Below are 11,775 nucleotides of genomic sequence, written 5' to 3'. Positions count from 1 at the left end.
CCGGGGGCGAGGGCTCAGGTCCCGCCGCCGCCCGGCCGCGGGCCCGGCAGCGGGGTCTTGTCCGGGGCCCCGCCGATCAGGTCCTGGAAGCGGCGGCGCGGCCCCACCCAGCGGACGTCGTGGTGATAGGCCCTCAGCACCGCCCTGGCGCGGGCCCGGTGGCGCCGCCGGTAGAAGCGTCTTGCCCACAGGGAGGCGGGCCGGGCCAGCCGGAGCGCCCCGATCAGCGCGACGAAGGGGATGAGGGTGCCGATGACCGCCATCCGGGCCTTGCCCTTGAACAGGGCGATCAGCACGAAGGCGAAGTTGACGACGTAGGTCAGGACGACGCCCAGTCTGTTCTGCTGCTGCTCCCCGCTCAGCTGGTCCACCCCGAGCGGTGAGAATCCGGCGAGGACCAGCAGGACGAGCGAGGCGGTGAGGACGACGACCTCCACGCTCCGGCGGCCCTCCTCGGTCCAGTAGACGTCGTCGAGGTGCAGGATCAGCGCGAACTCGTCGAGAACCAGGCCGGCCCCCACCGCGAAGACGACGGCGAAGACTCCGGCGGCGGCGCCGTGCTGACCGCTCGCCACCGCGCCGAAGCCTCCGACCACCGCGAGGACGACGCCGGGGACGACGTGGTGGACGTGCACACCACCGGGCGTGAAGTTGCGGAACGGTCCCTTCCCGGCCCTGATCATCCGGGTGATCGCGAAGGTCAGCACGAAGGCGCTCAGGGCGAGCAGCAGCGGGAGCTTGCCCGGCTCGACGATGTTCTGCTGGAACCAGTGACCCATGCCACCTCCACCCGAAGACCCTTCTGCGCCGCGCTTCTGACGTTTCGCGTTACTTTGCCCGATCCGGCGGGCCGCCGCACCGGCTAGCGTGCGCGCGGTGACCCCCCTGAACAGCCATGGGCTGCGTTTCGCCTTCGGCACCCTGACCGCGCTCCCCGTCCGCGTATCCCGCTGGGACCGCGACACCGCCCGGGCGGGCATGCTGTGCGCCCCGGTCGCCGGGCTCGCCGTGGGGCTGCTCGCCACGGTGCCCGGGGTGCTGCTCCTGCTCGGCGGCGCGGGCCCGTTGGCGGCGGCGGTGGCCTCCGCGGCGCTTCCCGCCGCGCTCACCCGGGGGCTGCACCTGGACGGACTCGCCGACACGGCCGACGGGCTCGGCAGCGCCAGGCCGGCCGAGGACGCGCTGCGGATCATGAAGCAGTCGGACATCGGGCCGTTCGGCGTGATCACCCTGGTGTTCGTGCTGCTGGCCCAGGTCGCGGCGCTCTTCGAGCTGTACGGCCGCGGCTGGGCGGACGGCGCGCTGGGCACGGTCGCCGCCGCGGTCACGGCCCGGCTCGCGCTCACCCTGGCCTCGCGCCGGGGCGTCCCGCCCGCCCGTCCGGAGGGCCTGGGCGCCGCGGTGGCGGGGACGGTGCCGCCCGGGGCCGCGACCGCCGTGGCCTGCACGGTGGTGGCGTGCTGTGCGGCGGCCGGCGTGCTGCTCGGGCACGGCGGCGCCCCGCGCCACGCCCTCGCGGCCGTGGCCGGCCTCGTGGCCGCCCAGGTGATGCTGCGTCACTGCGTGCGGCGCTTCGGCGGGGTGACCGGCGACGTGTTCGGCGCCGTGGAGGAGACGGCCGCGACGGCGGCCCTGCTCGTGCTGGCGACGGGCTGACGGATCCCGACGGCCCCGCCCCTGTGAGGCGGGACCAAGGGCGCGCGTAGGCTCATTCCCGGCGCATCGCGGCCGCGTCCACGATGCGCCGGGCGCGGTCGGCCACCCCATCGACCGACACAGACCGGCAGACAACTCAACGGAAGCGAGATTTCACCACCGTGACAGCTCTCACTCTCAGCACCTCAGGTGCGGCGACGCTGCGCGCCGACGCACTCGTCGTCGGCGTCGCCAAGGACGCCGGATCCAAGGCTGGGGGCCTGGTCGTGGCACCGGGCGCCGAGGCCGTGGACAAGGCGTTCGACGGCAAGCTCGCCACCGTCCTGGAGACCCTGGGCGCCTCGGGTGCCGAGGGCGAGGTGACCAAGCTACCCGCTCCGTCCGGCCTCAAGGCCCCGGTCGTGATCGCGGTCGGGCTGGGTCCGGTCCCGGCGAAGGGCGACGCGTACGACGCCGAGGCACTGCGCCGGGCGGCGGGCAGCGCCGCGCGTGCGCTGAAGGGTTCGAAGAAGGCCGGCTTCGCGCTGCCGACGGAGTCCGCCGAGGACGCCGGGGCCGTCGCGGAGGGCGCCCTGCTGGGTGCGTACGCCTTCACCGCCTACCAGGGCGGCGAGAACAAGCTCGCCCCGAAGGGCACCAAGTCCGGCAAGGACGCGAAGCTCCCGCTCGGCGAGGTCGCCCTGCTCGGCGGCAAGCCGCGTGACAAGGCCTTCAAGGCGGCCGCCGAGCGCGCCGCCGCGGTGGCCGAGGAGATCAACCGCGCCCGCGACCTGATCAACACCCCGCCGAACGACCTGTACCCCGAGTCCTTCGCCGCCGTGGCCACCGCCGCCGGCAAGGAGCACGGCATCAAGGTGCAGGTCCTGGACGAGAAGGCGCTCGTCAAGGGCGGCTTCGGCGGCCTGCTCGGCGTCGGCCAGGGCTCCACGCACGGCCCGCGCCTGGTCAAACTGTCCTACACCCACCCCAAGGCGGAGAAGACGCTCGCCCTGGTCGGCAAGGGCATCACCTACGACTCGGGCGGCATCTCGCTCAAGCCGGCCGGGCACAACGAGACGATGAAGTGCGACATGGCCGGTGCCGCCGCCGTGTTCGCCGCCGTCGTGTCGGCCTCCCGTCTCGGCCTCCAGGTCAACGTCACCGGCTGGCTGGCCCTCGCCGAGAACATGCCGTCCGGCAACGCCACCCGCCCCGGTGACGTGCTGCGCATGTACAGCGGCAAGACCGTCGAGGTCCTGAACACCGACGCCGAGGGCCGGCTCGTCCTCGCCGACGCGCTGACCCGCGCCTCCGAGGAGAAGCCGGACGCGATCGTCGACGTCGCGACCCTGACGGGTGCGATGGTCCTGGCGCTGGGCAACCGCACCTTCGGTGTGATGGCCAACGACGACGCCTTCCGTACGTCGATCCACGAGATCGCCGAGGAGGTCGGCGAGGCCTCGTGGCCGATGCCGCTCCCCGCCGACCTGCGCAAGGGCATGGACTCCCCGACCGCCGACATCGCCAACATGGGTGAGCGGATGGGCGGCGGCCTGGTGGCCGGCCTGTTCCTCCAGGAGTTCGTGGGCGAGGGCATCGCCTGGGCGCACCTGGACATCGCGGGCCCGGCCTTCCACGAGGGCGCGCCCTACGGCTACACGCCCAAGGGCGGCACCGGCTCCGCCGTCCGCACCCTGGTGCGGCTGGCCGAGCGCACCGCGGCCGGCGACCTCGGCTGAGTCCCGGAGCCGGCGTCCCCGCACGGACCCCCGCGCGAGGTTCGCTCGCGGCGCACCACGGCCCCGGGCATACGTCCGGGGCCGTGGGTGTTCCCCCGGTGGCTCCGACCGCCATTTTTCCGGAAATCTGTACGTATCGGTAACCGTCCGGACAGGATCCTGGTCCGGCTCGGAGCAGGGGCCCGCGTCCCGTCCGCCCCCAACAAGTGCGAAGATGGGTTCTCGGCAGGACAGGGCCCCCACCACAGGGCCGAATAACGCAAGCGGCCGAACACCAGCCGACCGGCCGGTCACACCCCAGCGACGGGGCCCGGCGTACGGCGCACATGCATGGAGGACGTGACGTGGCGAACGACGCCAGCACCGTTTTCGACCTAGTGATCCTCGGCGGTGGTAGCGGCGGTTACGCCGCGGCCCTGCGCGGGGCTCAGCTGGGCCTGGACGTCGCACTGATCGAGAAGGGCAAGGTCGGCGGCACCTGCCTGCACAACGGCTGCATCCCGACGAAGGCACTGCTGCACGCCGGCGAGATCGCCGACCAGGCCCGCGAGGCCGAGCAGTTCGGTGTGAAGGCCACCTTCGAGGGCATCGACATGGCGGCCGTCCACAAGTACAAGGACGACGTGATCTCGGGCCTGTACAAGGGTCTGCAGGGTCTCATCGCCTCGCGCAAGGTGCACTACATCGAGGGTGAGGGCCGGCTCTCGTCGCCCACCTCGGTCGACGTGAACGGCCAGCGCGTCCAGGGCCGGCACGTGCTCCTGGCGACCGGCTCCGTGCCGAAGTCGCTGCCCGGCCTGGAGATCGACGGCAACCGCATCATCTCCTCGGACCACGCGCTGAAGCTCGACCGCGTGCCCACGTCCGCGATCGTCCTGGGCGGCGGCGTCATCGGCGTCGAGTTCGCCTCGGCGTGGAAGTCCTTCGGCACCGACGTCACGATCGTCGAGGGTCTGAAGCACCTGGTCCCGGTCGAGGACGAGAACAGCTCCAAGCTTCTTGAGCGCGCGTTCCGCAAGCGCGGCATCAAGTTCAACCTCGGCACCTTCTTCGACAAGGCCGAGTACACGCAGGACGGCGTCAAGGTCTCCCTCGCCGACGGCAAGACCTTCGAGGCGGAGGTGCTGCTGGTCGCGATCGGCCGCGGCCCGGTCTCGCAGGGTCTGGGCTACGAGGAGGCCGGCGTCGCGATGGACCGCGGCTACGTCCTCGTCGACGAGTACATGCAGACCAACGTGCCCACGATCTCGGCCGTCGGTGACCTGGTCCCGACCCTCCAGCTCGCCCACGTCGGCTTCGCCGAGGGCATCCTGGTGGCGGAGCGGCTCGCCGGCCTCAAGACCGTGCCGGTCGACTACGACGGCGTGCCGAAGGTGACGTACTGCCACCCCGAGGTCGCCTCCGTCGGCATCACCGAGGCCAAGGCCAAGGAGATCTACGGTGCGGACAAGGTCGTGGCCCTCAAGTACAACCTGGCGGGCAACGGCAAGAGCAAGATCCTGAAGACCGCGGGCGAGATCAAGCTCGTCCAGGTCAAGGACGGTGCCGTGGTCGGCGTCCACATGGTCGGTGACCGTATGGGCGAGCAGGTCGGCGAAGCGCAGCTGATCTACAACTGGGAGGCGCTGCCGGCCGAGGTCGCGCAGCTCATCCACGCCCACCCGACGCAGAACGAGGCGATGGGCGAGGCCCACCTGGCCCTGGCCGGCAAGCCTCTCCACTCCCACGACTGATCCAGTCCCGGGGACGACCGACCACTTCCGCACTTTCGTAAGGAGCAACTGAAACCATGTCGGTTTCCGTAACCCTTCCGGCGCTCGGCGAGAGCGTCACCGAGGGCACTGTCACCCGTTGGCTGAAGGCCGAGGGCGAGCGCGTCGAGGCCGACGAGCCGCTGCTCGAGGTCTCGACCGACAAGGTCGACACCGAGATCCCCGCGCCGGCCTCCGGCGTGCTCTCGGCCATCAAGGTCGCCGAGGACGAGACCGTCGAGGTCGGCGCCGAGCTGGCCGTCATCGACGACGGCTCGGGAGCGCCTGCCGCCGCCGAGGCGCCCGCCGCCGAGGCTCCGGCACAGGAGGCGCCCGCCGCCGCCCCGGCCCAGGAGGCTCCGGCCCAGGAGGCCCCCGCCGCCGAGGCTCCCGCCCAGGAGGCACCCGCGGCCGCCCCGGCCGGTGGCGCCTCCGGCACCGACGTCACCCTCCCCGCGCTCGGCGAGAGCGTCACCGAGGGCACCGTCACCCGCTGGCTGAAGGAGGTCGGCGAGGAGGTCACGGAGGACGAGCCCCTGCTCGAGGTCTCCACGGACAAGGTCGACACCGAGATCCCCGCCCCGGTCTCCGGCGTGCTGCTGGAGATCGTCGTCGCCGAGGACGAGACCGCCGAGGTGGGCGCCAAGCTCGCCGTCATCGGCGCCCCGGGTGCCGCGCCCGCCGCCGCTCCGGCGGAGGCCGCCCCGGCACCCGCCGCGGCTCCGGCCCCGGCGGCTCCCGCAGCACCGGCCGCTCCGGCTCCGGCTCCGGCTCCGGCGGCCCCTGCCGCTCCGGCACCGGCCGCACCCGCCGCCCCGGCACCGGCTCCGGCACAGGCCGCTCCGGCCACTCCGGCACCGGCTGCGCCCGCCCCGGCTCCGGCCGCGCAGGCCCCGGCCGCTCCGGCCGCAGCCTCCTCGGGTGACGAGGGCGCGTACGTCACGCCGCTGGTGCGCAAGCTCGCCGCCGAGAACGGCGTCGACCTGGGCGCGGTCAAGGGCACCGGCGTCGGTGGCCGTATCCGCAAGCAGGACGTGGTGGCCGCCGCGGAGGCCGCCAAGGCCGCCGCTCCGGCTCCGGCCGCCGCCGCCGCTCCCGCGGCCAAGGCCGCGCCGAAGCTCGAGGCGTCCCCGCTGCGCGGCCAGACGGTCAAGATGACCCGCATGCGCAAGGTCATCGGCGACAACATGATGAAGGCGCTGCACTCGCAGGCCCAGCTGACCTCGGTCCTCGAGGTCGACATCACCAAGCTGATGAAGCTGCGCAACCAGGCGAAGGAGTCCTTCGCCGCCCGTGAGGGCGTCAAGCTGTCCCCGATGCCGTTCTTCGTGAAGGCGGCGGCCCAGGCGCTGAAGGCCCACCCGGTCGTCAACGCCCGGATCAACGAGGACGAGGGCACCATCACGTACTTCGACTCGGAGAACATCGGCATCGCCGTGGACGCCGAGAAGGGTCTGATGACCCCGGTCATCAAGGGTGCGGGCGACCTGAACATCGCCGGTATCGCGAAGAAGACCGCCGAGCTGGCCGGCAAGGCGCGCGGTGGCGGCCTCACCCCGGACGACATGTCCGGCGCGACCTTCACCGTCAGCAACACCGGTTCGCGCGGTGCGCTGTTCGACACGGTCATCGTGCCGCCGAACCAGGCGGCCATCCTGGGCATCGGTGCCACGGTCAAGCGTCCGGCGGTCATCGAGACCGCCGAGGGCACCGTCATCGGCGTCCGCGACATGACCTACCTCTCGCTCTCCTACGACCACCGTCTGGTGGACGGCGCGGACGCCGCCCGCTACCTGACCACGGTCAAGGCGATCCTCGAGGCGGGCGAGTTCGAGGTCGAGCTCGGCCTCTGAGCCGTACAGCTGTAACCAGCCTCACCAGCGGCGCCCCCGTCCGGACCACTTCCGGACGGGGGCGCCGCCGTATTGTCTAGACACCGCCGGTCATCTCCGGCCGCCGTGTCGGCGCAGGCAGCACCGGTTCGCCCCGAAGGAGCCCCCCATGACCCCGCCCGTCGTCCACTCGCTGCGCGAACAGATCCGCGAGCACATCGTGGAAGGGATAGTCAGCGGGCGCTGGAAGCCGGGCGAGCGGATCGTGGAGCGCCGGATCGCCACCGAGCTGGAGGTCAGCCAGACGCCCGTGCGCGAGGCGCTGCGGGAGCTGGAGACGCTGCGGCTCATCGAGTCGGCTCCCAACAAGGGGGTCCGGGTGCGCAATCTCAGCGCGGCCGATCTCGAGGAGAGCTACCCCGTGCGGGCCGGGCTGGAGCAGATCGCCGCGGAGCTGGCGGCCCCCGCGCTCGCCGAGGACTGCTCGGCGCTGGCCCCGCACGTCGCGGCGCTGTACGAGGCGGACCGGCTGGCCGACGGCGAGGCGCAGGTGAGGCACACGGTGGCCTTCCACCGGGAGATGGTGCGGGCCGCGGGGAACGCCGTGCTGCTGCACACCTGGGAGGGACTGGGCATCGAGGTGTTCACGGCCCTGTCGATCCGCTGGCTGGGCACGGTGCAGAAGTCGTACGCGGAGGAGCACGAGGCGCTCATCGAGGCGTTCCTGCGACGGGACCCGCAGATCGCCGTGCTGGTGAAGGAGCACGTCCTCGGGTGCGCGCCGCGCGCGTGAGGACCGGCGGACCGTCGCGCCCATCTGCGGCGCGCGTCGCTCCTCCGTGCAGGTCAGTGCCCGTTTCACCCCCTTGATCCCGTCACTGCGTGCCCTGTTTCGCGGCACCCCATGCCACTTTTCTTCATATCGAGAAGTTTTGCCTTTCACCCTTTGATCGATCATCGATCGGCGACTTACAGTTCAGTCGCGGGCCCACCGGCCCGATCGCCCTGTCCTGCCAGTCAGGGCCTTCTCCACCCCCTCCCACTCCGGAAGGCGGCGATCATGACCGACCCCGTAGCAAAGCTTCCGAGCGAGCTCGACCAGCTCCCGGACCGCGACCCCGAGGAGACCGCCGAGTGGGCGGCCTCCCTGGACGCCGTCACCAAGGCCGCGGGCCCGCACCGCGCCGCCTACCTGATGCGACGTTCGCTGCAGCACGCCGAGGGCGCCGGCATCGCGCTGCCCAAGCTGCTGGAGACGGACTACGTCAACACCATCCCCACCTCCGCCGAGCCCGCGTTCGACGGCGACCTGGAGATGGAATCGAAGATCACCGCGTGGAACCGCTGGAACGCGGCCGCGATGGTCACCCGCGGGGCCCGGTACGGCGTCGGCGGCCACATCGCCACGTTCGCCTCGGCGGCCTGGTTGTACGAGACCGGCTTCAACCACTTCTTCCGCGGCAAGGAAGGTGACGGCTCCGGCGACCAGCTCTACATCCAGGGCCACGCCTCGCCCGGCATCTACGCCCGCGCCTTCCTCGACGGCCGCCTCTCCGAGCAGCAGCTCGACAACTTCCGCCAGGAGTCGGGTGGCGACGGCCTGCCCTCCTACCCGCACCCGCGGCGGCTGCCCTGGCTGTGGGAGTTCCCCACGGTGTCGATGGGCCTCGGCCCCCTCTCGGCGATCTACCAGGCGCGCTTCAACCGCTACCTGACCAACCGCAAGATCAAGGACACGTCGAACTCGCACGTCTGGGCCTTCCTGGGCGACGGCGAGATGGACGAGCCCGAGTCGACCGCTGCCCTCGCCCTCGCGGCCCGTGAGCAGCTCGACAACCTGACCTTCGTCATCAACTGCAACCTGCAGCGCCTCGACGGCCCGGTCCGCGCCAACTTCCGCGTGGTCCAGGAGCTGGAGGGCGCGTTCCGCGGAGCCGGCTGGAACGTCGTGAAGACGCTCTGGGGCAACGCCTGGGACGAGCTGTTCCAGCTGGACACCACGGGCGCGCTGATCCGCCGTCTCCGCGAGGTCCCGGACGCGCAGTTCCAGACGTACGCGACGCGCGACGTGGCCTACATCCGCGAGCACTTCTTCGGCACCGACCCGGCGCTCGTCGAGCTGGCGAAACTCCTGAGCGACGCGAAGATCGGCGAGTGTTTCTACAGCTCCCGCGGTGGTCACGAGGCCCGCAAGGTGTATGCGGCCTACCGTGCCGCGCTGGAGCACAAGGGCGCGCCGACCGTGATCCTGGCCCAGACGGTCAAGGGCTACACGCTGGGCAAGGGCTTCGAGTCGAAGAACGCCAACCACCAGATGAAGAAGCTGTCGATCGACGAGTTCAAGGGCATGCGCGAGCTGCTCGGCCTCCCGATCCCGGACAGCGCCTTCGAGGACGGGCTGGTCCCCTACGGCCACCCGGGCGCCGACTCCCCCGAGGTGCGCTACCTCCAGGAGCGCCGTGCGGCTCTCGGCGGCCCGGCCCCCGCCCGCCGGGTGCACGCCGTGGCGCTGCCCGAGCCGGAGGAGCGTGCCTTCAAGGCCCTGTACAAGGGGTCCGGCAAGCAGGAGATGGCCACCACCATGGCGTTCGTCCGCCTGGTGAAGGACCTGATGCGGGACAAGGAGACCGGCAGGCGCTGGGTTCCGATCGTCCCGGACGAGGCCCGTACCTTCGGTATGGAGTCGCTGTTCCCCTCGGCGGGCATCTACTCCCCGCTCGGCCAGACGTACGAGCCGGTCGACCGCGACCAGCTGATGTACTACAAGGAGGCCAAGGACGGCCAGATCCTCAACGAGGGGATCACCGAGGCCGGTGCCATGGCCGACTTCATCGCCGCCGCCTCGTCGTACGCGACGCACGGCGAGACGATGATCCCGTTCTACATCTTCTACTCGATGTTCGGCTGGCAGCGGACCGGCGACCAGATGTGGCAGCTCGCCGACCAGCTCGGCAAGGGCTTCATCGTCGGCGCCACGGCCGGCCGTACGACCCTGACGGGTGAGGGCCTCCAGCACGCCGACGGCCACTCGCACCTGATCGCGTCCACGAACCCCGCGTCGCTCAACTACGACCCGGCGTTCGCGTACGAGATCGCGGTGATCGTCAAGGACGGTCTGCGCAGGATGTACGGCCCCGAGGCCGAGGACGTCTTCTACTACCTGACGGTCTACAACGAGCCCAAGCAGCAGCCCGCGATGCCGGAAGGCGTCGAGGAGGGCATCGTCAAGGGCCTCTACCGCTTCAAGGAGGGCACGCCCTCCGCCGCGGACGCGCCCCGGATCCAGCTGCTGGGCTCCGGTACGGCGATCCACTGGGTCCTGGAGGCCCAGGAACTGCTCGCCGCCGACTGGGGCGTCACGGCGGACGTGTGGTCCGCCACCTCGTGGGGTGAGCTGCGCCGCGACGCGCTGGAGTCCGACGAGGCGCTGCTCCGCGGCGAGGAGCGGGTGCCGTACGTGACCCAGGCGCTGTCGGGTGCGGCAGGCCCGGTCCTGGCCGTCAGCGACTGGATGCGCGCGGTCCCGGACCAGATCAGCCAGTGGGTGGAGCAGGACTGGTCCTCGCTCGGCACGGACGGCTTCGGTCTCTCCGACACCCGCGAGGGCGCCCGCCGCCACTTCGGTGTCGACCCGCAGTCCGTCGTGGTCGCCGCGCTGGCCCAGCTGGCCCGCCGTGGCGAGATCCCGGTCTCGAAGGTCAAGGAGGCCCGGGAGAAGTACGGGATGTGAGCCCGCGCGGGGGCGGGTGCCGGGGCGACCCGGTACCCGCCCCCGTCGTGCTCGCCGGGCCGTCCCACAATGGGGCCATGCGTGCTGCCCGGCTGATCAAGATGGTGCTGCTCCTGCAGTCCCGGCCCTCCATGACCGCCGCCGAACTGGCGCGGGAGCTGGAGGTGTCGGCGCGCACCGTGACCCGGGACGCCCAGGCGCTCTCCGAGGCGGGTGTGCCGGTGTACGCCGACCGCGGCCGGGCGGGCGGCTACCGGCTCGTGGGCGGCTACCGGACGGGACTCACCGGACTGGCCCGTCATGAGGCCGAGGCCCTCTTCCTGTCGGGACTGCCCTCCGCCCTGCGGGAGATGGGGCTCGACGACGCCGCGTCGGTCGCCCGGCTGAAGGTCTCCGCCGCCCTGCTCCCCTCCCTCCGGGACGCTCCGCGCACCGCGTCCCAGCGCTTCCACCTGGACGCCCCCGGCTGGTACCACGACCCGGCCACCCCCGAGCTGCTGCCCGCCGTGGCCGAGGCCGTCTGGGACGACCGGCTGGTCCGGGCCCGTTACCGCCGCACGTCGGGCGAGGTGGAACGGGAGCTCGCCCCGTACGGACTCGTCCTGAAGGCCGGGGTCTGGTACCTCTGCGCGCGGGCCGGGAAGGACGTCCGGGTGTACCGGATCGACCGGTTCACCGCCGTCGCCGTCTCGGAGACCCGCTTCGTGCGGGACGAGGAGTTCGACCTGCCGGGCTTCTGGGACGACCGGGCCGCCCAGTTCGCCCGGTCGATCCTGCGCACCGAGGTGACCGTACGGCTGTCGGAGGCGGGCATGCGGTCGCTCCCGCACGTCGTGGACCGGGCCGCCGCCGACGAGGCGCTCGCCGGGGCGCCGGAGCCGGACGCCGGGGGTCTGCGCACGGTGGTCCTGCCCGTCGAGTCGGAGGAGGTGGCGTACAGCCAGCTGCTGCGCCTCGGTTCCGAGGTGGAGGTCCTGGCTCCCGCCGCCCTGCGCGAACGTTTTGCCGATACCGCCGAACGAATGCGCGACCTCTACCGCTGAAGTGGCCCGTACGTGAGGCCGAAGGCTTCATTTCGGTGTCTGGGC

The 11,775-nt window shown here is 71.9% G+C and carries 8 protein-coding genes; 7 read left to right on the top strand and 1 reads right to left on the bottom strand.

Annotated features, from left to right (window positions below):
• Positions 1–14: 14 nt before the first annotated feature.
• Positions 15–779: a hypothetical protein gene (locus IA22_RS0104015; protein ID WP_030122758.1), complete on the bottom strand. Its 765-nt coding sequence runs from the start codon at positions 777–779 to the stop codon at positions 15–17.
• A gap of 97 nt (positions 780–876) precedes the next feature.
• On the opposite strand from IA22_RS0104015, the gene cobS reads away from it, so the two are divergent.
• From cobS to IA22_RS0103980, 7 genes are all read left to right on the top strand, one after another.
• Positions 877–1,656: an adenosylcobinamide-GDP ribazoletransferase gene (gene cobS / locus IA22_RS0104010; RefSeq protein ID WP_015576880.1), complete on the top strand. Its 780-nt coding sequence runs from the start codon at positions 877–879 to the stop codon at positions 1,654–1,656.
• Between the two features lie 161 nt (positions 1,657–1,817).
• The gene (locus IA22_RS0104005; RefSeq protein ID WP_015576881.1) at positions 1,818–3,374 is read left to right on the top strand and encodes a leucyl aminopeptidase; all 1,557 of its coding nucleotides are present in this window, start codon (positions 1,818–1,820) and stop codon (positions 3,372–3,374) included.
• 344 nt (positions 3,375–3,718) lie between these two features.
• Positions 3,719–5,107, top strand: coding sequence for a dihydrolipoyl dehydrogenase (gene lpdA / locus IA22_RS0104000; protein WP_014156658.1), 1,389 nt, complete (start codon positions 3,719–3,721; stop codon positions 5,105–5,107).
• Positions 5,108–5,163: 56 nt separating this feature from the next.
• A complete protein-coding gene (gene sucB / locus IA22_RS0103995; RefSeq protein ID WP_030122757.1) occupies positions 5,164–6,978 on the top strand; it encodes a 2-oxoglutarate dehydrogenase, E2 component, dihydrolipoamide succinyltransferase in 1,815 nt (604 codons plus the stop codon).
• Between the two features lie 148 nt (positions 6,979–7,126).
• Positions 7,127–7,750: a GntR family transcriptional regulator gene (locus tag IA22_RS0103990; protein ID WP_014156656.1), complete on the top strand. Its 624-nt coding sequence runs from the start codon at positions 7,127–7,129 to the stop codon at positions 7,748–7,750.
• Positions 7,751–8,017: 267 nt separating this feature from the next.
• Positions 8,018–10,687 carry a pyruvate dehydrogenase (acetyl-transferring), homodimeric type gene (gene aceE / locus IA22_RS0103985; protein WP_030122756.1) on the top strand — a complete coding sequence of 890 codons (2,670 nt, stop codon included), beginning with the start codon at positions 8,018–8,020 and terminating at the stop codon, positions 10,685–10,687.
• 77 nt (positions 10,688–10,764) lie between these two features.
• Positions 10,765–11,730: a helix-turn-helix transcriptional regulator gene (locus tag IA22_RS0103980; protein WP_030122755.1), complete on the top strand. Its 966-nt coding sequence runs from the start codon at positions 10,765–10,767 to the stop codon at positions 11,728–11,730.
• Positions 11,731–11,775: the final 45 nt, after the last annotated feature.

This window comes from Kitasatospora papulosa, assembly GCF_000717245.1.
GTDB lineage: Bacteria > Actinomycetota > Actinomycetes > Streptomycetales > Streptomycetaceae > Streptomyces > Streptomyces papulosus.
Note: the sequence above shows the minus strand (reverse complement) of the source record. Positions and strands in the feature narration are given on the sequence as shown.